Raw genomic sequence first — 22266 nt, 5'->3', positions numbered from 1 at the left:
CCGTCACCCCGGGCTTGACCCGGGGTCCCGCTTCTTCCCGCGGCTAGAAGAAGAAGCGGGACCCCGGATCAAGTCCGGGGTGACGATTGGGTTGGGGCAGTGCCGCAAACACGATCGTTACGCCCCCGCGGCTTGAGCGCCACACGCGCTGCGCTATAGGCATGCCATGGTTCGCCTTTCGTTCGCCGGCCACGCCTTTGCCGCCCTCCCGGCCGGTGCCCTGTACTGGCCGGCGCGGCGCGCGTTGCTGCTGGCCGACCTGCATTTCGAAAAGGCCAGCTGGTTCGCGCAGTTCGGGCAGATGCTGCCGCCCTATGACACCCTTGAAACGCTGGCCGGGATCGAGGCGGTGGTCTCCCGGACGCAGCCGGCGGAAATCTGGTGCCTGGGCGACAGTTTCCACGATATCGGCGGGTGCGACCGGCTGTCGGAAGAGGCGCAGGCCCGGTTGCGTGCGCTGACCGGCGGGGTCGACTGGACGTGGATCACCGGCAACCATGACCGGATCGTCGCCGACCATTGCGGCGGGCGGTTGGTCGACGAGGCAGTGGTCGACGGCGTGGTGCTACGCCACGAAGCCGATCCGGCCGAGCCACGTCCCGAATTGTCCGGCCATTTCCATCCCAAGCTGCGGGTGAAGCTGCGCGGGCGCGGCGTATCGCGGCGCTGTTTCGTCGCGACCGCCAGCAAGCTGATCCTGCCGGCGTTCGGATCGTTGACCGGCGGGCTGGACGCGCATCATCCGGAGATCGTGCGCGCGGTCGGGACCGGCGCAGAGGCGCTGATCGCGCTGGAGGACCGGCTGCTGCGCTTTCCGATCGCGGCGTGAATCCTGCTTTTCACGTCACCCCGGGCTTGACGCGGGGTCCCGCTTTTTATCTGCCGCGCGAAAAATAAGAAGCGGGACCCCCGATCAAGTCCGGGGTGACGATGGGGGGAGGTAGCGCGCTGTGCCCGACCGTCTTACAGCCCCGAAGCGAAACTCAGTTCGAGTTCCTTGGCGTTCGCCGGCACGTCCAGCGCGGCGCTGTTGAAGCTCAGGCTCCCGCTCGGCCCGATGACCCGCGTCTGCGGCTTGATCGTCCAGCTATAGACGTCGCGGTTCTGGCTGTCCTTCAACACTGCGCGAATGTCGGGAATGCGCTGGCGGCTGCCGGTTTCGTTGATGATCCGCCCCGACACCGCGAACAGTTCGTTGCCGCTCGACAGCAGGCGGCGTTCGGGCGTGTTGATCGCGAATTTCAGCGCGTCGCTGGCGCTCGACGCGATCGGCAGGCCGAGCTGTTCGGCGATGCCGGGCGTTCCGGTGTAGAGGATGCCGCCACAGGCCGCGAGCATCGCGACGCCGGCGGCGACCGCGATGGCGGTGCGGCGGCGCGCCGGGTTGCGGCGCGGCACGAACGGGGCCTGATGGGCGAAGGCGTTGATCGGTTCGCCCCGCTCGGCGCGTTCGGCCTCCGGATCGACATAGCAGCGCGGTTCGGTGCTGCGCGCGCGCAGCGGCGCGGGACGCGGCGCTTCGGCATAGGGCGCGTCGGGCGTCGCCGCCGGCGCCACCGGCGGCGCGCTGCGCGGACGGGGGGCGTCGGCAGCCGCATCGGCCATCGCCGGCTGGGCCACGCGCGCCGGCTCGCTAGGCGGGGTGACCGCGGCGGTGGTGCCGAGGTCAAGCATCGCGGGCGGCTGGAACCAGCTATGCCGGCAACCGGCGCAACGCACGGTGCGCCCGGCCGGTCCGATCGCGGAATCGGCGACCAGATAGCGCATATGGCATTGCGTACATTCGAGGATCATCGTCCCCTGCCCCCTGCATGGGCCGCGCCGGGCCGCCAACCTGCGGAGCCAACTGGGCGCGACTATAATCCGAGCGCCGAATCTACGGCGGGTTGGCGGTCCATGGCAAGGCGCGATTGCGTGATGCTTGAGACAATCGCGACCTTGTGCGATGGGCGGAAGACCGGTGGAAGCAAGGGCGCCCGTGGCCAGCATCGTTCAGTTCGAAAATGTCGGCCTTCGCTATGGTCAGGGGCCGGAAACGCTGAGCGATGTCAGCTTCACGCTCAGTGCCGGGACGTTCCATTTCCTGGTCGGCGCATCGGGCGCGGGCAAGACGTCGCTGCTGCGCCTGCTCTATCTGTCGCAGCGGCCCAGTCGGGGCGTCATCCGCCTGTTCGGCGAGGATATGGTGACCTCGCCGCGCGGTCGCCTGCCAGGGTTTCGCCGCCGCATCGGCGTGGTGTTCCAGGATTTCCGGCTGGTGCCGCACCTCTCGGCACGCGACAATATCGCGCTGCCGCTGCGGGTTGCGGGTATGCCGGAGGAGGACATTGCCGAGCCGGTGGGGGAGATGCTGGCCTGGGTGGGCTTAAGCGATCGCGCCGATGCGCGTCCGCCGACGCTGTCGGGCGGGGAGCAGCAGCGCGTCGCCATCGCCCGCGCGGTCATCAACCGGCCCGAAATCCTCGTCGCCGACGAACCGACCGGCAATGTCGATCCCGACATGGCCGAACGGTTGCTGAAGCTGTTCGCCTCGCTTAACCGGCTGGGCACAACGGTTGTCATGGCGACGCACGACCACCATTTGCTCGACCGCGTACCGGATGCCCGGCTGATGCAGCTCGATCGCGGGCGGCTGGTCGATCCCTTTGTCGCAGGCGCGGCATGACCGCACGCTCGGCCGCACAGCCGCTGCTCGACGACCGGCAGGGGCGCCGCGCGATGGTGTGGATCATGGCGATCATGATCTTCCTGACGACGCTGAGCGCCGCGCTCGGCCTATCGACGCGCAATGCCGGGGGGGCGCTCGACCGCCAGCTGGCCGCGCGACTGACGGTGCAGGTGATCGAAGGCGACGCCGCCCGGCGCGATGCCGAGGTCGTCCGGCTGCTGGCGCGGCTCAAGGCCTCGGCCGACGTCGCCCGCGCGGCGGAGGTCGACCGTGCCCGCCTCGCCGAATTGCTGCGACCCTGGCTGGGCGAGGCGGGGCTGGACGCCGACCTGCCGATGCCGGCGATGATCGACGTCGACCTGCGCAGCGGCGACGACGCGGCGGTCGCGCGGGTCGAGGCGCTGGCCAAGGGCGTCGGCGCAGGCATCCGGGTGGACCGCCATGCGACGTGGCTCGCCCCGGTGCGCAGCTTCGTCGGCGCGATCGGGCTAACCGCGTTCGGACTGGTGCTGGTGATGGCCAGCGCAACCGCCGCCGTCGTGCTGCTCGTGGCACGCGCAGGGCTTGATACGCATCGCGGAACGATCGACATCCTGCATATGCTGGGTTCGACCGACCTTCAGATCGCACGCCTGTTCCAGCGCCGCATCGGGCAGGATACGCTGACCGGTGGGCTGATCGGCGCGCTGGCGGGCGCGCTGGTGATCGTGGCGCTCGGCGAACGCATGGCGACGCTCGAATCGCAGCTGGCCGACGGCGTGACGCTGGCGGGTGCCGACTGGGCGCTGATCGCCGCCCTGCCCTTCGCCTTTACCGGCCTTGCGATGCTGGCGGCGCGGATCGCGGTGCTGCGGCGACTGGCGCGGGTGCTGTGATGGGGCGCATCTTCGCGGTCGTCCTGCTGCTCTATGCGCTGGGCTTTGCTCTGTTCTCGGTCACGCTGCCGACGCCGCTCACCGATGCGCGCCGCACCGATGGCGTGGTGGTGCCGACCGGCGGCCCCGGTCGCATCGAGCGCGGCCTTGCCGTGATCGAGCGGGGCGAGGCGAGGCGGATGCTAGTCACCGGCGTCGATCCCGATGTGCGCCCCGACGAACTTGCCGCCGCGAACGGTGCGCCGCGCCGGCTGTTCCGCTGCTGCGTCGATCTGGGCCATGAGGCGGTCGACACCCGGTCGAACGCCGACGAGACCGCCGACTGGGTCCGGCGCAACCGCTATCGCTCGATCCGCCTCGTCACCTCCAACTGGCATATGGCCCGGGCAGCCATGGAGCTGCGCCATGCGCTCGGCAACTCGGTCGAGATCGTGCGCGATCCGGTCACCGCCAATCCCGGCTTCGCGCTGCTGTTCGGCGAGTACAACAAATATCTGGTGCGGGGATTGGTGATGCGGCTGGGGATCGATTTGTGATCGCGTGGGTCCGCACCTGGCTGTTCCGCATCCTGTTCTATGGCGCGTCGGTGCCGATCGTACTGACCGCGCCGATCTCCGCCGCGATCGGCCGCGACGCGATGCACGGCCACGCCCATGTCTGGATCCGCGTCCACCGCTTCCTCGCCCGCTGGATATTGGGCGTTCGGGTGCGGGTGGAGGGGGAGCGCCCGCGCGGCACCTATCTGTTCGCGGTCAAACACCAGGCGATGTTCGAGACGCTGGAGATGGCCGAATTGATCGATGGTCCGCTGATCGTGATGAAGCGTGAGCTGATCGACATGCCCTTCTGGGGCAAGACGGCCAAGGCCTATGGCGCGATCGGTGTCGACCGGGACGCATCGTCCAAGGCGCTGCGCCAGATGCTGAAGGAAGCCGCCGTGGCGCGGGCGGAGAACCGCTCGGTGCTGATCTTTCCCGAAGGCACGCGGGTGGCGGTCGGCGAAGCCCCGCCGCTGCGATCGGGCTTCGCCGGGCTGTACAAGGCGCTGAATATGCCCGTGGTCCCGGTCGCGCTCGACAGCGGGCATTGCATGCCGCGCAAGGGGCCGAGCCGGCCGGGGGTGATTACCATCAGCTTCCTCGATCCCATCCCGGCCGGTCTGCCGCGCGAGGAGATCGAGGCGCGGGTCCATGCCGCGATCAATGCGCTGGAGCCGGCGGCGGGCGGTGTCGCGGCGGGGTGACAAGTTTCCGGTGGGAAGCGGACGTTCGCCTGTTCAGCGCCAGATCGCGAGAAAGACTTGAATGTGCCGTTGGCGTCCGTCCTCGGTGGGTGTCGGCCATGGCCGCGCCGGCAGCCCAATCGCAACCCTGTCCGGAAGGACGCCTCTATTCTTCAAGTGGTCAAACACTACAGATGCCCGCCGCCTTTGCAAATCAGGCGGCCCGTCATCGGAAGGATAGCTTTCGATCATCATTACACCACCGCAGTGCTTTGCTTCCGATCGAACCGTGGCAAGCACCTCTCTATGCCATTCCGTAAGCTGTGCCGAGCCGCGCTCGAAAGTGAGCACGAAGGGACCCGCGAAGCAGTGATCGTAAGGCGGGGGAGCGCCGGCTTGAGCGGACGCGAAATTCGCGACACACCCGGCCATCGTCGCCATCGCAATGCAAAGTGCGGGCATCATCTTCATGGCGGCTAGTCTAGTGGATGCCGGTGCGTCCGCAACCAGGCGTCAGCAGACGCACTAGCGGGGAGAGCCATGCAGCGATGATCCATACCGCCCGCTCACCCCGCTGCCTTCCTGACCGCCCGATACGCGTGCAACAACGGCTCGGTATAGCCATTGGGCTGCTCCAGCCCCTCGAACACCAGCGCCCGCGCCGCCTGTAGCGCGATGCCGCTCGCCAGCGGCCGATACGCCGGGTCGTCGGCATTCTGCGAATCGACCTTGACCGCCATCCGTTCGAACGCGGCATCGACGTCGGCGGTCGTGCAGACCCCGTGCAGCAGCCAGTTGGCGACATGCTGCGACGAAATGCGCAGCGTCGCGCGGTCCTCCATCAGGCCGACGTCATGGATGTCGGGCACCTTCGAACAGCCGATCCCCTGATCGATCCAGCGCACGACATAGCCGAGAATGCCCTGGACGTTGTTGTCCAACTCCCGCGCCACCTCCGCCGCGTCCCAGTTGCGCCGCCCGGCCAACGGCAGCGTCAGCAGCCGGTCGAGCGACGCCACCGGCTCGCCGGCCCTTGCCGCCTGCCGCGCCGCGACGTCGATGGCGTGATAATGCAGCGCATGCAGCGTCGCCGCGGTCGGCGACGGGACCCAGGCGGTGCTTGCCCCGCTCATCGGATGCGCGATCTTCTGGCTAAGCATGTCACCCATCCGGTCGGGCGCGGCCCACATGCCCTTGCCGATCTGCGCCCGCCCGCCGAGACCACAGGCAAGGCCGATCTGGACGTTGCGATCCTCGTACGCCACGATCCAGTCCGCGCCCTTCATCTCGCCCTTGGGAATCATCGCCCCGGCATGCATCGCGCTGTGCAGTTCGTCGCCGGTGCGGTCGAGGAAGCCGGTGTTGATGAACACGATCCGGTGCCGCACCGCATGGATGCAGGCGGCCAGATTGGCGGAGGTCCGCCGCTCCTCGTCCATCACCCCGACCTTGATCGTGTACCGCGGCAGGATCAGCAGGTCCTCGACCGCATCGAACAGCCGGTCGGTAAAGGCGACCTCCTCCGGGCCATGCTGCTTGGGCTTGACGATATAGATCGATCCGGCGCGGCTGTTGGCGCGCGGGCCGTTCAGGTCGTGCAACGCGATCAGGCTGGTGACGATCGCGTCGAGCATGCCTTCGGGCGCATCGCTGCCGTCCGGCAGGCGGACGGCGGGCGTCGTCATCAGATGCCCGACATTGCGCACGAACAGCAGCGAGCGCCCCGGCAGCACCAGTTCGCCATCCTCGGGCGTGACATAGCGGCGATCCTCCGCCAGCGCCCGCGTCACCTCGCGCCCGCCCTTGGCGAAGCGCGCGGTCAGCGTCCCCTGCATCAGCCCCAGCCAGTTGGCGTACGCCGCGACCTTGTCCTCGGCATCGACCGCCGCGACCGAATCCTCCAGATCGCAGATGGTGGTCAGCGCGGATTCGAGCAGGATGTCGGCCAGCCCGGCGGGATCGCCGGCGCCGATCGGGTGGGCGCGGTCGATCACCAGTTCGATGTGCAGCCCATGGTGACGCAGCAGCCAATTGTCGCCCGCCCGCCCGACCAGCTGCGAAGCGTCGGCAAGCTCGGGCGTACCACCGTCCCAGTGGCGCCAGCTGCCGTTCGCCAACGGAACTGCCTCGTCGAGAAACGCCCTGGCCCGCTCGATCACCGCCGCCCCGCGCGCCGCGTCATAGCCGCCCGCCGCCGGCGCGCCGGGAAGCGCATCGGTGCCGTACAGCGCGTCGTACAGGCTGCTCCAACGCGCATTGGCCGCGTTCAGCAGGAAGCGCGCATTCAGGATCGGCACGACCAGCTGCGGCCCGGCCAAAGTCGCGATCTCCGGGTCGACATTGTCGGGATGCACCGTGAACGGCGCCGGCTGCTCGACCAGATAGCCGATATCGCGCAGGAACGCCGACTGCTCGGCCGGATCGATCGCCTGCCCCTGCCGTTCGACGAACCAGGCATCCAGCTGCGCCTGCAACCGGTCGCGCTGGGCCAGCAGCTCGCGATTCTCCGGTGCGAACCGGGCGAAGATCGCGGCGGTCCCTTCCCAGAAGGAGTCCGCCGGAATGCCGGTGCCGGGCAGCGCATCGCGTTCGAGGAAGGCGGCCAGTTCGACCGCGACCCACAATCCTGCGCGTTCGACGAAGGTTTCCGGCATAGCATTGTCTCCTATTCGTCATCCCGGCGCAGGCCGGGATCCATGGTCACGAAGCGCCGCGAAGGGGCCGCCACGTCCCGAATCCATGGATTCCGGCCTTCGCCGGAATGACGATATGGCAGGAACCATACGCCCTCGTCTTTCCCGCCGGAACCACCCATAATCGCAGCACAGCCATTCCGCCGAGGAACGAATGCCGCTCGATCCCGACCACGAACTGTTCGCCGCGATCCTCGACACCGGCAGCATCGCTGCCGCCGCGCGGGTGCTGAACATCTCGCCCGCGATGGTGTCGAAGCGGCTGGCCCGGTTCGAGGCACGGCTCGGCGCCCGGCTGATCGAACGGACCACGCGGCGGCTGCACCCGACCCCGGTCGGGGCGCAACTGCATGCCGACCTGGCGCCGATCCTGTCGGCACTGGCGGCAGCCGAAGCGCGGGTGACCGGGGCCGCCGCCGCCCCCGCCGGCCCCTTGCGCATTGCCGCGCCGACCTCGTTCGCGCGGCTGCATGTCGCGCCGCATCTGGGCGACTTCCTGCGCGATCATCCGGCGGTGCAGCTCGAACTGTCGCTGTCCGACAGTTATGTCGATCTGGCGGCCGAGCGGATCGATTGCGCGATCCGCATCACGGCCGATCCGCCCGCCGGCCATGTCGCGCGGCGGCTGGCCGATAATCGCCGCATCGTCTGCGCCAGCCCGGCCTATCTGACCGAGCATGGCGTACCCACCCACCCCCGGGAACTGGCCGGCCACCGGCTGCTCGCCGCCGAGGGCCAGTTGCCGTGGGCGCTGCTGCGCCCCGGCGGTCGGGCGCAGGTGACCGGCCGCAGCCATGTCCGCACCAATTCCAGCGAGATCGTTCGCGAACTGGCGCTGGCCGGGGTCGGCATCGCGCTGCGTTCGCTATGGGATGTCGGGCCGGCGCTGGCCGAGGGGCGGCTGGTGCGCGTGCTGCCGGCATGGGAGGGGCCCCGCGACCTCGCCATCCACGCCGTTCATGGCGAAGACCCACGCCCGGCGGTGACCGCCTTCATCGACCACCTCGCCGCACGCTGGTCGCCGCCGCCATGGGAGACGCTTGACTCGACTGATCCATAGGAACAGATTGGTATCAATTGATACGAATTGGAGAGGATGCAGCCGTGGACCACATGGACGTCAACCCGATGGGCCTCGACGGGTTCGAATTCTGCGAATTCACCGCCCCCGATCTCGACCGCATGGCTGGGCAGCTGGAACAGTTCGGCTTCGTCGCCGCCTCGAAGCACCGCACGCGCGACGTGGTCCGCTACAAGCAGGGCCGCATCAACCTGCTGCTGAACCGCATTCCGGACGGCCATGCTGCGGAATTTGCTGCGCAGCACGGCCCATCGGCGTCGGGGATGGCGTTCCGGGTGGCGGATGCGAAGGCGGCGTTCGACGCAGCGGTCGCGCGCGGTGCCAAACCGGCCGACGCGTCGCGCGGCGTACTGGGCGAAGGCTATGCGCTGGAGGGGATCGGCGGGTCGATGCTATATCTGGTCGACCAGCATGGCGATGCGGGTTCGCTGTACGACGATTGGGAAGCGGTGCCGGGCGCGGCGGAAGCGGAGGCCGAGAACAATGTCGGCCTCGACCTGCTCGACCATCTGACCCACAATGTGAAGCGCGGGCAGATGCGGACCTGGTCGACCTTCTACAACCAGATTTTCGGGTTCGAAGAGCAGAAATATTTTGACATCAAGGGCAAGGCGACCGGCCTGTTCAGCCAGGCGATGATCGCCCCGGACAAGGCGATCCGCATCCCGCTGAACGAAAGCCAGGACGACAAGAGCCAGATCGAGGAATTCATCCGCGACTATAATGGCGAAGGCATCCAGCACCTCGCCTTCACTACCGAGGATATCTTCGAAACCGTCGAAAAACTGCGCGCGCGCGGCGTGAAGCTGCAGGATACGATCGAGACCTATTACGAACTGGTCGACAAGCGCGTGCCGGGCCATGGCGAGGACCTCGAACGCCTGAAGCGCAACCGCATCCTGATCGACGGCAATGTCGGCGACGAAGGGCTGTTGTTGCAAATCTTCACCGAGCCGATGTTCGGGCCGATCTTCTTCGAGATCATCCAGCGCAAGGGGAATGAGGGCTTCGGCAACGGTAATTTCCAGGCGTTGTACGAGAGCATCGAGCTGGATCAGATTCGGCGCGGGGTGATTACGGTCGACGCCTAAGCGTCGAGCGAATGCCGGGGCGAAGGCCCCGGCCCCGCGCCCGGCCAGCGCGACGGAGCCGGGCCACAGGGCGCGGCTTCGCTGCGACTGACGGCCCGGCGGGCAACGACCGGGTCGACCCAACCACGACGTCACCCCGGGCTTGACCCGGGGTCCCGCTTCCTCTCCGACAGTAGCGAAGAAGCGGGACCCCGGATCAAGTCCGGGGTGACGACAGAACGCCGGACGAAAGATGAGGTGACCATGACCTACCACCCCGGTTTCGCCAACCACATCGCCACCGAAGCCGTCACCGGCGCGCTCCCCATCGGCCGCAACAGCCCGCAACGCGTCCCCTTCGGCCTGTATGCCGAGCAACTGTCCGGCACCGCCTTCACCGCGCCGCGTGCCGAGAACCGCCGGTCATGGCTCTACCGCCTGCGCCCGACCGCCAATCACGGTGCGTTCGTGCCCTATGTGGGCGCCAGCCACCTCCAGTCCGCCCCCATAGACACCCCGCCCAGCCCCAACCGGATGCGCTGGGACCCGCTACAGCTCCCGAGCGATCCGACCGACTGGGTCGACGGCCTAGTCACCTATGGCGCAACCGGCGATGTCGCCGCGCAGAGCGGCGTCGGCGTCCACCTCTATGCCGCGACGAAGGACATGGACCGCGCCTTCTTCTCGTCCGATGGTGAATTGCTGATCGTGCCGCAACAGGGCGCGCTGGCGATCGACACCGAACTGGGCCGGATCGACGTCGCGCCGTTGCAGATCGCGCTGATCCCGCGCGGCGTCCGCTTCCGGGTGAAGCTGCCGGACGGACAGGCGCGCGGCTATGTCTGCGAGAATTACGGCAGCCTGTTCCGCCTGCCCGACCTGGGGCCGATCGGCGCCAACGGCCTCGCCAATCCGCGCGACTTCGAAACGCCCTCCGCCTGGTTCGAGGACAGCGACGCCCCCTGCGACGTCATCCAGAAATTTCAGGGCGGGCTGTGGATAACTACCCTCGACCATAGCCCGTTCGACGTCGTCGCATGGCACGGCAACCTCGCCCCCTGCCGCTACGACCTGACCCGCTTCAACACGATCAACACGGTCAGCTTCGACCATCCCGATCCGTCGATCTTCACCGTGCTGACATCGCCCAGCGAGACGCCCGGCACCGCCAATTGCGACTTCGTGATCTTCCCGCCGCGCTGGATGGTGGCGGAGGACACGTTCCGCCCACCCTGGTTCCACCGCAACGTCATGAGCGAGTTCATGGGGCTGGTGACCGGCGCCTATGATGCGAAGGAAGGCGGCTTTGCGCCCGGCGGTGCATCGCTCCACAACCAGATGAACGGCCATGGCCCCGACCAGGCGAGCTATGAGAAGGCCGTCGCCGCCGATCTGAAGCCGCACCGCATCGCCGACACCATGGCGTTCATGTTCGAGACCCGCCACGTCGTCCGCCCGACCGCGTGGGCGATGGCCACGCCGACGATGCAGCTCGACTATGACGATGTGTGGACCGGTTTCGCCAAGGCGCAGCTGCCCGGATGACCGACGAACGCGTCTTCGCGACCCCGGCCGGGGTGACGATCGGGCCATTGAGCGACATCCCCGACGGCACCGCGCGCAATTACGTCCTGCAACTGCGCGCCGGACGCTTCCACGGCTTCGTCGTCCGGCAAGGGCAGGCAGTATTCGGCTATGTCGACCGCTGCCCGCATATGGGTCTGCCGCTGGCGCAAACGCTCGACGCCTATCTGACCCCGGACCGCAGCGCGATCACGTGCAGCTGGCATGCCGCGCTGTTCGCGATTCGAGACGGCCGCTGCCTCGGCGGCCCCTGCCCCGGCCGGTCGCTCACCCCCTGGCCGGTCACCGTCGTCGGCGGGGCGATCGTGACGGCCTAAGCCGTCACCGCCTCGGGCAGGGCGGTCAGCGTCGACTTGCGGCCGAGCTTTGCGCCATGGTCCCGCAACCACGCATCCGCCGTTTCGCGGCCCAGTTCGCGCAGGCCATCGAGCTGCGAGCGGCGCGTGTCGATCTTGCCGGTCGGCCCCCGCGCCGCCAGCGCGTGCGGTGCCTCCATCAGATGCAGGTTGGTGTTCGCCAGCGCGGTGAAGTTATCGTCGATCGGCGGCGCGCGCCGGGCGATCTCCTGCACCTGTGTCAACGCCTTCAGGTCGCGCAGCAGGCAAGCGTTGAAGCCGATATCGCTCATCCGCCCCATCACCTCGACCAGCGACTCGGGCGTGTCCTGCGTCACGAACGGCGTGATCTGCACGATCAGCAGGTCGCTCTGTCCGTGCCCGTCGAAGATCAGCGGCTCGAGCGCAGGGTTCGCCGAAAAGCCGCCGTCCCAATAGGGTTCGTCGTCGATCGTCACCGGGCCGAACAGGTCGGGCAGGCAGGCCGAGGCCATCAGCGCGTCGAGCGTGATCTCCGCATTGCCGAACAGCCGCGCCGCACCCGTCGACACCCGCGTCGCCGCGATCGACAGCGGAATGGCACGGGGATCGGTCAGCAGCGACAGGTCGAGGCTCGCCTCCACCACCCGCCGGAGCGACCGCATGTCGCGCAGGGTCGGCGACAGCGGCGCGACATAACGGCCGAGCAGCTTGCCGACCTCCAGCGAGCGGCGCAGCGCCGGTTCGAACAAGGGCGGTGCCCACATCCCGAAGTCGAACACCTGCAGCGGCGAATTGCGCGACACCGTGTCCCATAGCCGTTCGAGCGCGTCCTTCGCCCCCTGCCGTCCGCCCGCCGCCAGCCCGGTGACCAGCGCCGCACCGTTCAGCGCCCCCGCCGACGCGCCGCTGACCGCGACGATAGGCAGATCCTCTTCCAGCAGCCGGTCGATGACGCCCCAGCCATAGGCGCCATGCGCGCCGCCGCCCTGCAACGCGAGCGCGAGGCGCGGTGTTTCGGTGGATGCGGACATGGACGGCTCCTTGCGGCAAGTTCCCTTGCTGCAACGCAGCAACCCCGCCGGGTATCCGATCGTGCCCCGTCCAAAATTTCCGCACCACGGACCCCGCCGCGCCCTTCGCCGGTTCTGGTTCCGACCATTATCGAAAGGACCGACATGCTCGAACATGTTCCGGGATGGCTGGGCGCGTTGTTGCGCAACGTCCGTGCGGGCGCCTCCAAGCTGACGATCGTCGATCCGGCGCTGGGCAGCTTCGACAGCCTCGACCTCGCCAGCCTCGCCTTTGCCGATGGCCAGCGGCTGCCCGACCGCTTCACCGCCGATGGTGAGGGGGTGTCGCCGCCGCTCCACTGGCGCGGCGTGCCGGCGGCTGCCACGTCGCTGGCGCTGATCGTCGAGGATGCCGACGCCCCCTCGCCCCAGCCGCTGGTCCATGCGATCCTGTGGGACATCGCCCCGGCCGATGGACAGCTGGCCGAAGACGCGATCCAGCCCGATGGCGACGGCGACGCGGTACACGGCGATGTCGGCCGCAACAGCTATCTGCGCGAAGGGTGGCTGCCGCCCGACCCGCCGACCGGCCATGGCGAGCATCGCTACGCCTTCCAGCTGTTCGCGCTGAAGGACGCCCCGCACCTCGATCCCAATCCGGGCCGCAGCGCGGTGGTGGAGGCGATGGCCGGCCGCGTGCTGGCCGCCGGGCTGCTCACCGGTGTCTATTCGCGCGGGGAACCGGCGGAGGTGGGGCCGGTCGGAGAGGTAGCGCCGGCTTGAAAACTCCTCCCCGCGGGCGGGGAGGAGCTAGGTCACACCGAAAACCGCTCGCGCAGCGCCAGCATCGCCAGCGCCGCCTTGGCCGCCTCGCCGCCCTTGTCCTTCTCGTCCTTCTTCGCCCGGGTCAGCGCCTGCGCCTCGTTCTCGACGGTCAGGATGCCGTTGCCGACCGGCACGCCTTCGAGGCTCAGGTTCATGATCCCGCGCGCGCTCTCGTTCGACACGACCTCGAAATGATAGGTCTCGCCGCGGATGATGACGCCCAGCGCGACGAACGCGTCATAGGTCTCGGCGGCGTCGGCGATCGCGATCGCTCCCGGCACTTCCAGCGCGCCCGGGACGGTGACCGTCTCATGTTCATGCCCCGCCGCCTCGATCGCCGCACGCGCGCCTTCCAAGAGCAGGTCGTTCAGATGGTCGTAAAACCGCGCCTCGACGATCAGCACCTTCGCCATGTTCAATCCTCCGTGATCGGCCGTTCGCCGACGATTTTCAGCCCATAGCCGTCGAGCCCGACCAGCGTGTGATGGGTGTTGGTCAGCAGCACCATGTCCTCGACGCCCAGTTCGTTCAGGATCATCGCCCCGACGCCATAGTCGCGCAGTTCCTCCATGTCGGGCACCGGCGCCCCGCTGCGGGCGTGGATGGCGAGGGTCAGCCCGTCGGGACGCGGGCGGTTGATGACGACGACCACACCCGCCCCTTCCTCGCCGATGATCCGCATCGATTTGCTGAGCAGCCCGCCGCGCTCGCCCCCCTCGCCGAACAGGTCGGCAAAGGGCGACAGCGCGTGCATCCTGACCAACGTCGGCTTGCCCGGATCGATCAGCCCCTTGACCAGCGCGACCTGCTCGCTGCCCGTCGCCTTGTTCCAGAAGGTCATGGCGCGCCATTCGCCGCCCCACTCGCTCTCGAACACCGTCTCCGCGCGCTTTTCGACCAGATGGTCGTGGCGCCGGCGATAGGCGATCAGGTCGCGGATCGTCCCGATCTTCAGGCCATGCAGCTGCGAAAAGCCGACCAGGTCGTCCATCCGCGCCATGGTGCCGTCCTCGTTCATGATCTCGCAGATCACGCCCGAGGGGTTGAGCCCGGCAAGGCGCGATACGTCGACCGCCGCCTCGGTATGGCCGGCGCGCACCAGCACCCCGCCTTCGCGCGCGACCAGCGGGAAGACATGGCCGGGCGTCACGATCTCCGACGCTTCCTTGCTCGCATCGATCGCCACCGCGATGGTCCGCGCGCGATCGGCTGCCGAGATACCGGTCGTCACCCCCTCGCGCGCCTCGATCGAGACGGTGAAGGCGGTTTCGTGCCGCGTGCCGTTGTTGCGCGCCATCAGGTCGAGACCCAGTTGCTCGACCCGCCCCCTGGTCATCGCGAGGCAGATCAGCCCGCGCCCGTGGCGCGCCATGAAATTGACCGCATCGGGCGTCGCCATCTGCGCCGGGATGACCAGATCGCCCTCATTCTCCCGGTCCTCGTCATCGACCAGGATGAACATCCGCCCGTTGCGGGCCTCGTCGATGATCTCTTCGGGGGACGACAGGAAGGCGTGGCGGAGACCCGCCAGTTCAGCGTTGGCCACGGACTTGTTCCATTCGCATCAGATAACGGGCGAGCACGTCGATCTCGATATTGACCGACTGCCCGATGGCAAGGGTCCCAAGCGTGGTGACCGCCTGGGTATGGGGGATCAGGTTGACGGTAAAGCGCGTGCCCGCCGCATCGTCGGCGACGTCGTTGACGGTCAGCGACACGCCGTCGATCGTCACCGACCCCTTGGTCGCGACGAACGGGCTGAGCGCGCGGGGAATCGCAAAGGTCACGCGGGTCGAATCCTGGTCGGCCTCGACGTCCACGACCGTGCCGACGCCATCGACATGGCCGGTAACGATATGCCCGCCCAGCTCGTCGCCCAGCTTCAGTGCGCGTTCGAGGTTCAGCGGACGGCCCGCGACCCATTGGTCGGCGGTGCGCGACACGGTTTCGCCCGACACATCGACCGCGAACCAGTTCGGGCCCTTCTCGACCACGGTCAGGCACACGCCCGAACAGGCGATCGACGCGCCCATGTCGATGGTCGTGGTGTCATAGGCGCATGCGATCTTCACGCGCAGGTCGCCCGGCCCGTCGATCGATTCGATGCGCCCTACGTCGCTGACTATCCCGGTGAACACGCTTCGCTCCTTCTCACGGATCGCTCGGTAACTGCTCCTTCGTCATTCCCGCGAAGGCGGGAAGCCATAGCCGCTGACGGTTCGGCACGTTCGCTACCGACGGCGTATACGGATCCCCGCCTGCGCGGAGATGACGAACGGGTGCTATCGCCCGATCCTGACGCGCTCGTAGACCTCCAGCCGGTCGCTGCCAAGCATCCGGGCGTCGTACAGCCGCCACCGCCCATGCGCCTGTGCCAGATCGGGCAATCCGATATCGGGCAGCGTCCGGCCATGGCCGATCAGGATCGGCGCCCGGTACAGCAGCAGCCGGTCGACCACATCCGCGCGCAGGAACGCCGCCGCCGTCGCCGCCCCGCCCTCGACCAGCACATGATCGCCGGAGAGGCTGGCCAGCGCATCGATCGACGACAGCATCGCGAACCCGTCCAGCGCCGCGCTGTCCGCCGACAGCACCACCCGCTGCGGACTGCGTTCGGCCAAGCCGGGCAGGCGGACGTTCAGCGCCGGCCGGTCGATCTCCGCCGTGCCGCGTCCGACCAGGATCGCCTCATGCCGGCTGCGCTCCAGATGGCCGTGCGCGCGCGCCTGGGGTCCGGTGATCCACTGGCTTTGCCCGTCGGCGCGCGACACCGCCCCGTCGAGCGACAGGGCGAGCTTCAGGGTGACGAACGGCCGCCCGAGCGCCCGCCGCTTCAGGAACCCGGCCATGCTGCGTGCCGCATCGTCCGCCCGCACGTCGCAGACGACATCGATGCCCGCTGCCCGCAGGCGCGCGATGCCCTGTCCGTTGGTCCGCGGATCGGGATCGGTCAGGGCGATGACGACCCTTGCTACCCCGCTGGCCACCAGCAGGTCCGAACAGGCCGGCCCCCGCGTCGAGACATGCGCGCACGGCTCCAGCGTGACATAGGCGGTCGCGCCGCGCGCCCGTTCCCCGGCCTGTGCGAGCGCCGCCGCCTCGGCATGGGGTCGCCCGCCGCTCTGGGTCCAGCCGCGCCCGACCATCCGACCGTCGTGGACGATCACGCACCCGACATTGGGATTGGGCGCGGTCCGTCCCCGCGTCCGCTCGGCCAGCGTCAGCGCGACGCCCATCCAGCGCGCGTCGTCGGGCGTCCCGGCGGTTGCCAAGCGGGTCAGATGCCCCAGCTTTTCAGCTTGTCGTCGATCTTCTTCCATTCCGCCTGCCGCGCGGCACGTTCGCGTTCGAACTCGGCGGCCTCGGCGCGTTCCTTGGCCAGGTCGATCTGCTGCTGGGCGATGATCTCTTCGTCGGTGCGGTTCGCCGGCCAGCTTTCGACATAGATGATGTTCGGCTTGTACTCGCGTTCGAAATGCGAATCGTGGACGAACGCCCAACCGATCACCAGCACGACGCAGATCGATGCCAGCAGGAACCACCATTCATGCTTTTCGCGCGCGCGGGCGAAGTTCACGAAATCGCGAATGGCATGAACCGGCGAGAATAGATGGCGAATCTTCACTCCGGCCAAGATAGTCGCGGGGGCGTCTGATCGCCAGCCCCTCGGGACGGGTGCAGAAGAAGGATGGTTCACGCGGAGGCGCGGAGGCGCGGAGGGGTTGCGTTCCAGGCGAGTCTCTCGCGAACGGGAGACGATTTCGCCGCTTGCCCCGGTCGATCCGAGGCTGCTGGCGCGGATCGGGTTGCAGCGGACGCACCCCCTCCGCGCCTCCGCGCCTTCGCGTGAACCAACTCTTCTAAAGGCCCGCACCCCGGCGAGGTACGGGCCACCCCGATCAGCGATCCTCCATGGTGAAGCGCACCGTCATCTCGCGCCAGCTCTCCACCGCCACCCCGTCGCGGGTCGCCGGGCGGAAGCGCCATTTCGACAGCGCGCGCCGCCTGGTCGCTTCGAAGAACGCATCGCTCGTAGCGCTGACCTGCTCGACCGCGCTCACCCGGCCATTGGCACCGACCAGCACGCGCAGGACCACCACGCCGTCGCGCGCCAGATTGCGTTCGATCGCGGGATAATCGGGCTGGAAATCGGCGCGGTAGCGCGGGTCGATGCTGGCATTGACCAGCACCGGCAGCGGGCTGGCGACCGTCACCGGGCTGCCGGTGCCCGTACCGCCGGGCGCGGTCACCACCGGGGCGACGGGCGGTGGCGCCACCGGCATGTCGGTCGTGGTGGTCATGATCGGGCCCGGCACCGGGATCGGCGCGGGCGGTGCGTAGAGCGGCGGGACCGGCGCGGGATCGGGCAGCGCCTTTTCGACCGGCTTGGGCATATCGACGGGCGGGGGCGGCGGTTCGATGGGGACGTTGACCGCTTCGATCGGCTTCCACGGATCGATCCGCGTGACCACCGTCGTCGCCGTCAGGATCGCCACGGCCAGCAGGCCGCCGTTGATCGCAATCGCAATGCCCAATCCCACCGGGTTCAGGCCACGTTGTCCCTGATATGCCATGCCACCTTCCTTCTCGATTCGTATCTCCTGCCGTCCAGTCGGCCGATGCGATGAGATACCCTATCGAGGGCGGTGTAAAGCTGACGTGCGCGTCAGCCCGTCAGGCGTGCGACCGCCCGCTCGCGCCCGATCAGCGGCAGCAGCGCGGCCATGTCCGGCCCATGGTCCATACCGGTCAGTGCGCGTCGCAGCGGCAGGAACAGCGCCTTGCCCTTGCGGCCCGTCTCGGCCTTCAGCGCACTGGTCAGCTCCGCCCACGGATCGACCCATGCCAGCCCGGCGGCAACCTCCGCCGCGCGGGTCAGGAACGCACGATCCTCCTCCGCCACCGGCAGCGCATCGACCGGCCCGGTCACCACCCGCCACCAGTCGGCGGCGTCCGCGACCCGCTCCAGATTGCCGCGCACCGCATCCCATGCCGCCGCGTCCATCCACTCGGGCAGCGCCTGCCGCACCCGCTCGAACGGCAGCTGGTGCACGATCCGCGCATTCACCTGCGCCAGCTCGCCCTCGTCGAACCGCGCCGGCGCGCGCCCGAAGCGGCCGAAATCGAACGCCGCGATCAACGGCGCCGGATCGACCACCGGCTCGACCGGATCGCTGGTCCCCAGCCGCGCCAGCAGCGCGACGACCGCCTCCGGCTCGATCCCTTGCTCCCGGAAATGCTCGACGCCCAGCGACCCCAGCCGCTTCGACAGCTTGCCTTCGTTGCCGACCAGCAGCGCCTCATGCGCGAACGCCGGCGGCGTTGCGCCCATGGCGGCAAACATCTGCATCTGCGTCGCGGTGTTGGACACATGATCCTCGCCGCGCACGACATGGGTCACCCCCATATCGGCATCGTCGATCACCGAGGGCAGCAGATACAGCCACGACCCGTCGGCGCGCCGCACCACCGGATCGGACAGCAGCACCCCGTCGAACCGCTGCGGCCCGCGCACCATGTCGTCCCATGCGATCGGCTCCGCCTCCAGCCGGAACCGCCAGTGCGGCCGCCGCCCCTCCGCCTCCAGCCGCGCGCGATCCTCGTCGCTCAGCTTCAGCGCCGCGCGATCATAAACCGGCGGCAGCCCCCGCCCGGCCAGAATCTTGCGCCGCAGATCCAGTTCCTCGGGCGTCTCATAGGCCGGATAGATCCGCCCGCGCGCCACCATGTCGGCGAACACCGCCTCATAGCGATCGAACCGCGCCGATTGCCGCTCCTCGCCATCGGGCATCAGCCCCAGCCACGCCAGATCGCGCTTGATCGCCGCGACGAACCGCTCCTCGCTGCGCTGTGCATCGGTATCGTCGATCCGCAGCAGGAACCTGCCCCCCGCCTTCTGCGCGAACATCCAGTTGTGGAGCGCGGTACGCAGGTTGCCGATATGGAGAAAGCCGGTCGGGCTGGGGGCGAAACGGGTGACGGTCATGCCCGCCGTTTAGGGAGCGCACGGGGCGGCGGCAACCGCGTCAGCGGCGCGGCACGCCCGCTTGCGTCAGGAGCGTCTCGACCTGCGCCAGCTCCCCGGGGCCGAAGGCACGAACCGGGACGAAATTGGCGAGCATTTCGTTGTTGTAGAGCAGCACGACCTTCCGCCCGGCATGCCAGCCGAGCAGTTCGTGCCATGGCAGCACGACGTTACACCGCACGCTGGTGAGCCGGACCCCGGTCGCATCGAACATGCCATGATGATCGTGGTGCAGCGTCTTCTGCTGCGCGAACAGCCGCCGCGCACGCCGTGGCAGCAGCAGCCAGTTACAGCCGATGATGATCCCTATGGCACCCATGCCCCACAGGGGGAACGGCATCATCCACAGCAGCGCCGCCTTCGTCACGCGTCCGTCGACCAGCCACGGGATCGCAGCCATGGCGACGATCATGAACGCCAGCAACCGCGCCATCTGCCATCGGAACCGCCGCGACCGCCGCGACCGCACGAACATCGCCCGCTGGACCGCGACATAATCCTCAGCCGTCGGCGTGAACGTCACCTCGACCATCGTTCATCCCTTCGCGTCACATGGGTTTCACAATTCGTCCGCGCGCTCTATGGCGCTCCCATTCTTTCCATCATGGATACGGGCGCACCCATGAAGCTGCTGGCGGGCAATTCCAACCTTCCCCTGTCGACCGCGATCGCGGACTATCTGGAAATCCCGCTGACCAAGGCCAGCGTGCGCCGCTTCGCCGACGAGGAAATCTTCGTCGAGGTGCTGGAAAATGTCCGCGGCGAGGACGTGTTCGTCGTCCAGTCGACCAGCTATCCGGTCAACGACAACCTGATGGAGATGCTGATCATGATCGACGCGCTGAAGCGCGCGTCGGCACGGCGCATCACCGCCGTCATCCCCTATTTCGGCTATGCGCGACAGGACCGGAAGCCCGGCCCCCGCACCCCGATCTCGGCCAAGCTGGTCGCGAACATCGTGACCGAGGCCGGCGCCGACCGCGTGCTGTGCGTCGATCTCCACGCCGGGCAGATCCAGGGCTTCTTCGATATCCCGACCGACAATCTCTATGCCGCGCCGGTGATGTCGGAGGATATCAAGACCCGGTTCGGCGAACATAACCTGATGGTCGTGTCGCCCGACGTCGGCGGCGTGGTCCGCGCGCGCAGCCTCGCCAAGCGGCTGCACAACGCCCCCCTCGCCATCGTCGACAAGCGCCGCGAGCGCGCCGGCGAATCGGAAGTGATGAACATCATCGGCGATGTCGAGGGCCGCTTCTGCGTCCTGATCGACGATATCGTCGATTCGGCCGGCACGCTGTGCAACGCCGCCGCGGCGCTCAAGCAGGCCGGCGCGGTCGGCGTCGTCGCCTATTGCACCCACGGCGTCCTGTCGGGCGGCGCGGTCGCCCGGGTCGAGGCATCGGCGCTCGAGGAACTGGTCATCACCGATTCGATCGGCAACCACGACGTGATCGCGCAGGGGCAGAAGATCCGCCACCTGACCATCGCCCCGCTACTCGCCGAAGCGATCCGCCGCATCGCCGACGAATCGTCGGTGTCGAGCCTGTTCGACTGATCCGGACGGGCCGCCCCGCCCGCGTCAATGCGGGCGGAGGGCCCCTTCCATCGCCCGCCGCACCGGCTGCCGCAGGCCCAGCATAAACGCCGCCTCGGCCACCACGAACAGCGGCCCGACGAACAGGCTCGACAGGTCGTCGACGAATGCCGGTTTGCGCCCTTCGAAATAATGGCCGACGAACTGCAGCGTCCACCCGACCACGAAATTGCCCAGCCCGACCGCCAGCCACGCGCCGGTCGACCAGGCGGCCACCCCGCTCCCCGCCCACGTGATCAGCGCGAGGAACGCCGCGAGCACCGCACCGAACATCAGGTCGAGCCGCAGATAGCCGGCCGCCGCAACCGCCGCGACGATCATCATCGGCGTGACCACCAGCCCCTCGCCCAGCGCGATTGCCGGCCGCGACAGCAGTACGGCGATGGCGAACAGGATCAGCGGAATGCCGACCATGTGCGTCGCGACATTATGTCCGTTGCGATGATATTCGGCATAGGCCGACAGCTGCCTGACCAGACGCGACATCGATCCTCTCCTTCACCAGCCGCCGGGCGAGTCGTTCGTCCGTTTCGGCAGCGTGCGGTTCGATCCTGTCACGTCCCATCGCTCGCGTCACCTTGCAGCGCGACGTAGGACGTAGCGGGTCGCCTATTCCCCGCCTGCACGAAACGTCACCGCGCGCGCTCCGTCGGGCATCGGCACCGCCAGCGTCACCCTATCGCCGATCGACAAGGGCGTGTCGTTCGCCCGCGCGAACTCGATCTGTACCCGCGCCTCGCCGTTGGCCGCGATCGTCAGCGGCGCCTCGTCCAGCAACGGTCGACCGATCGCATTGCCGGGAAAGGGTTTCGTGCGGTCCCACGCGGAGGTCGCCGGGCGGGCGATACCTGTCGCTCCGCCCCGTATCGCGATACGAACCGGCACCGCTCCTGCCCGATAGCGTATCTCGATCGTCTCGTTCTGCTGCGACCAGCGCCCGGTAACGTCAGCCGTAACCCCGCTGCCGGACAGGCGTGCGGTGTCGTCCGGCAGGCCTTCGGTCGATGCCAGCGTCACGCCCGGACCGGCGACTGGTGAAAGGTCGCCGCGATTTGCTGGCGAACAATTGGTCAGGAGCAATAGCAGCGCAACGGAAAAGCCTGTTCGTCCCATCGACGGCGCTGCCAAACCACCGTGCTGCCGCTCTTGCCGGTCAGAACGATAGGACACCGTAGGGTCAGGACTCGTTGATTACAGCCAGAAGATGACGGTGGCAGCGAGGACGATGGCGGAGAAGAAGGCTGTCGGGCAGCGGTCGTAGCGGGTTGCGACGCGGCGCCAGTCCTTGAGGCGGCCGAA

General features: G+C 68.3%; 25 protein-coding genes and 1 pseudogene. 11 read left to right on the top strand and 15 right to left on the bottom strand.

What is annotated here, in order from left to right:
• The first annotated feature begins 166 nt into the window (after positions 1–166).
• Positions 167–829 carry a ligase-associated DNA damage response endonuclease PdeM gene (gene pdeM, locus CA237_RS07470; RefSeq protein ID WP_066692148.1) on the top strand — a complete coding sequence of 221 codons (663 nt, stop codon included), beginning with the start codon at positions 167–169 and terminating at the stop codon, positions 827–829.
• A 134-nt stretch (positions 830–963) separates the two neighbouring features.
• Here the strand turns inward: pdeM and CA237_RS07465 are convergent, their stop codons facing one another.
• Positions 964–1794 carry a zinc-ribbon domain-containing protein gene (locus tag CA237_RS07465; protein ID WP_066692151.1) on the bottom strand — a complete coding sequence of 277 codons (831 nt, stop codon included), beginning with the start codon at positions 1792–1794 and terminating at the stop codon, positions 964–966.
• A 184-nt stretch (positions 1795–1978) separates the two neighbouring features.
• Between CA237_RS07465 and ftsE the strand changes: the two genes are divergently transcribed.
• The 4 genes from ftsE to CA237_RS07445 are packed head-to-tail and all read left to right on the top strand — an operon-like array spanning position 1979 to position 4786.
• Positions 1979–2665, top strand: a complete 687-nt coding sequence (gene ftsE / locus CA237_RS07460; RefSeq protein WP_066692153.1) for a cell division ATP-binding protein FtsE — start codon at positions 1979–1981, stop codon at positions 2663–2665.
• A complete protein-coding gene (locus CA237_RS07455) occupies positions 2662–3543 on the top strand; it encodes a permease (protein WP_066692156.1) in 882 nt (293 codons plus the stop codon). Before ftsE ends, CA237_RS07455 begins: the two co-directional genes overlap by 4 nt.
• Positions 3540–4079 carry a YdcF family protein gene (locus tag CA237_RS07450; RefSeq protein WP_066692158.1) on the top strand — a complete coding sequence of 180 codons (540 nt, stop codon included), beginning with the start codon at positions 3540–3542 and terminating at the stop codon, positions 4077–4079. The genes CA237_RS07455 and CA237_RS07450 overlap by 4 nt, the downstream gene beginning before the upstream one ends.
• The gene (locus tag CA237_RS07445; RefSeq protein WP_066692161.1) at positions 4076–4786 is read left to right on the top strand and encodes a lysophospholipid acyltransferase family protein; all 711 of its coding nucleotides are present in this window, start codon (positions 4076–4078) and stop codon (positions 4784–4786) included. Before CA237_RS07450 ends, CA237_RS07445 begins: the two co-directional genes overlap by 4 nt.
• Before the next feature lie 33 nt (positions 4787–4819).
• On the opposite strand, the gene CA237_RS07440 is transcribed toward CA237_RS07445, so the two are convergent.
• Together CA237_RS07440 and CA237_RS07435 are read right to left on the bottom strand one after the other, a co-directional pair.
• Complete coding sequence (locus CA237_RS07440) at positions 4820–5236, bottom strand: hypothetical protein (RefSeq protein ID WP_126013553.1); 417 nt, start codon at positions 5234–5236, stop codon at positions 4820–4822.
• A gap of 95 nt (positions 5237–5331) precedes the next feature.
• The gene (locus tag CA237_RS07435) at positions 5332–7419 is read right to left on the bottom strand and encodes a malate synthase G (RefSeq protein WP_066692167.1); all 2088 of its coding nucleotides are present in this window, start codon (positions 7417–7419) and stop codon (positions 5332–5334) included.
• Between the two features lie 193 nt (positions 7420–7612).
• Here CA237_RS07435 and CA237_RS07430 point away from each other — a divergent pair, with 193 nt between their 5' ends.
• The 4 genes from CA237_RS07430 to CA237_RS07415 all read left to right on the top strand — a co-directional run bounded on the left by CA237_RS07430 (position 7613) and on the right by CA237_RS07415 (position 11510).
• Positions 7613–8518: a LysR family transcriptional regulator gene (locus CA237_RS07430; RefSeq protein WP_066692169.1), complete on the top strand. Its 906-nt coding sequence runs from the start codon at positions 7613–7615 to the stop codon at positions 8516–8518.
• 53 nt (positions 8519–8571) lie between these two features.
• Positions 8572–9630 carry a 4-hydroxyphenylpyruvate dioxygenase gene (gene hppD / locus CA237_RS07425; RefSeq protein WP_066692172.1) on the top strand — a complete coding sequence of 353 codons (1059 nt, stop codon included), beginning with the start codon at positions 8572–8574 and terminating at the stop codon, positions 9628–9630.
• A 243-nt stretch (positions 9631–9873) separates the two neighbouring features.
• On the top strand, positions 9874–11154 hold the full coding sequence (gene hmgA, locus CA237_RS07420; protein ID WP_066692175.1) for a homogentisate 1,2-dioxygenase: 1281 nt from the start codon (positions 9874–9876) through the stop codon (positions 11152–11154).
• Positions 11151–11510, top strand: a complete 360-nt coding sequence (locus CA237_RS07415) for a Rieske (2Fe-2S) protein (protein WP_066692177.1) — start codon at positions 11151–11153, stop codon at positions 11508–11510. Before hmgA ends, CA237_RS07415 begins: the two co-directional genes overlap by 4 nt.
• On the opposite strand, the gene CA237_RS07410 is transcribed toward CA237_RS07415, so the two are convergent.
• Positions 11507–12541: a patatin-like phospholipase family protein gene (locus CA237_RS07410; RefSeq protein WP_066692186.1), complete on the bottom strand. Its 1035-nt coding sequence runs from the start codon at positions 12539–12541 to the stop codon at positions 11507–11509. The genes CA237_RS07415 and CA237_RS07410 overlap by 4 nt on opposite strands.
• 144 nt (positions 12542–12685) lie before the next feature.
• On the opposite strand from CA237_RS07410, the gene CA237_RS07405 reads away from it, so the two are divergent.
• Positions 12686–13303: a YbhB/YbcL family Raf kinase inhibitor-like protein gene (locus CA237_RS07405; protein ID WP_066692188.1), complete on the top strand. Its 618-nt coding sequence runs from the start codon at positions 12686–12688 to the stop codon at positions 13301–13303.
• 32 nt (positions 13304–13335) lie between these two features.
• Here CA237_RS07405 and ribH read toward each other — a convergent pair whose 3' ends face one another.
• The 8 genes from ribH to CA237_RS07365 form a co-directional block, all read right to left on the bottom strand.
• On the bottom strand, positions 13336–13758 hold the full coding sequence (ribH, locus tag CA237_RS07400; RefSeq protein ID WP_066692191.1) for a 6,7-dimethyl-8-ribityllumazine synthase: 423 nt from the start codon (positions 13756–13758) through the stop codon (positions 13336–13338).
• A 2-nt stretch (positions 13759–13760) separates the two neighbouring features.
• A complete protein-coding gene (gene ribB / locus CA237_RS07395; protein WP_066692193.1) occupies positions 13761–14891 on the bottom strand; it encodes a 3,4-dihydroxy-2-butanone-4-phosphate synthase in 1131 nt (376 codons plus the stop codon).
• On the bottom strand, positions 14878–15483 hold the full coding sequence (locus tag CA237_RS07390) for a riboflavin synthase (RefSeq protein WP_066692202.1): 606 nt from the start codon (positions 15481–15483) through the stop codon (positions 14878–14880). Before CA237_RS07390 ends, ribB begins: the two co-directional genes overlap by 14 nt.
• A 144-nt stretch (positions 15484–15627) precedes the next feature.
• Positions 15628–16665 carry a bifunctional diaminohydroxyphosphoribosylaminopyrimidine deaminase/5-amino-6-(5-phosphoribosylamino)uracil reductase RibD gene (gene ribD / locus CA237_RS07385; protein ID WP_346773495.1) on the bottom strand — a complete coding sequence of 346 codons (1038 nt, stop codon included), beginning with the start codon at positions 16663–16665 and terminating at the stop codon, positions 15628–15630.
• Entirely contained in the window at positions 16623–16970 is a 348-nt protein-coding gene (locus CA237_RS07380) for a hypothetical protein (protein ID WP_066692205.1), read from the bottom strand. Before CA237_RS07380 ends, ribD begins: the two co-directional genes overlap by 43 nt.
• A gap of 274 nt (positions 16971–17244) precedes the next feature.
• Complete coding sequence (locus CA237_RS07375) at positions 17245–17919, bottom strand: TonB family protein (RefSeq protein WP_066692207.1); 675 nt, start codon at positions 17917–17919, stop codon at positions 17245–17247.
• A 92-nt stretch (positions 17920–18011) separates the two neighbouring features.
• The gene (gene gltX, locus CA237_RS07370) at positions 18012–19331 is read right to left on the bottom strand and encodes a glutamate--tRNA ligase (RefSeq protein WP_126013550.1); all 1320 of its coding nucleotides are present in this window, start codon (positions 19329–19331) and stop codon (positions 18012–18014) included.
• 40 nt (positions 19332–19371) lie between these two features.
• Complete coding sequence (locus tag CA237_RS07365; RefSeq protein WP_126013547.1) at positions 19372–19902, bottom strand: YcxB family protein; 531 nt, start codon at positions 19900–19902, stop codon at positions 19372–19374.
• A 90-nt stretch (positions 19903–19992) separates the two neighbouring features.
• On the opposite strand from CA237_RS07365, the gene CA237_RS07360 reads away from it, so the two are divergent.
• Positions 19993–20928 (top strand): ribose-phosphate pyrophosphokinase, encoded by a 936-nt coding sequence (locus tag CA237_RS07360; RefSeq protein WP_066692211.1) that lies wholly within the window; start codon positions 19993–19995, stop codon positions 20926–20928.
• A 24-nt stretch (positions 20929–20952) separates the two neighbouring features.
• Here the strand turns inward: CA237_RS07360 and CA237_RS07355 are convergent, their stop codons facing one another.
• From CA237_RS07355 to CA237_RS07345, 3 genes and pseudogenes are all read right to left on the bottom strand, one after another.
• Positions 20953–21453 carry an Mpo1-like protein gene (locus CA237_RS07355; RefSeq protein WP_126013544.1) on the bottom strand — a complete coding sequence of 167 codons (501 nt, stop codon included), beginning with the start codon at positions 21451–21453 and terminating at the stop codon, positions 20953–20955.
• Positions 21454–21576: 123 nt separating this feature from the next.
• Positions 21577–22080, bottom strand: a complete 504-nt coding sequence (locus CA237_RS07350; RefSeq protein ID WP_126013541.1) for a hypothetical protein — start codon at positions 22078–22080, stop codon at positions 21577–21579.
• Positions 22081–22158: 78 nt separating this feature from the next.
• Positions 22159–22266 (bottom strand): annotated as a pseudogene (locus tag CA237_RS07345) (IS5/IS1182 family transposase); the annotation flags it as partial.

This window comes from Sphingomonas sp. ABOLH, from assembly GCF_003951715.1.
GTDB classification, from domain to species: Bacteria; Pseudomonadota; Alphaproteobacteria; order Sphingomonadales; family Sphingomonadaceae; genus Sphingomonas; species Sphingomonas hankookensis_A.
This window is presented reverse-complemented; position numbering and strand designations above follow the sequence as displayed.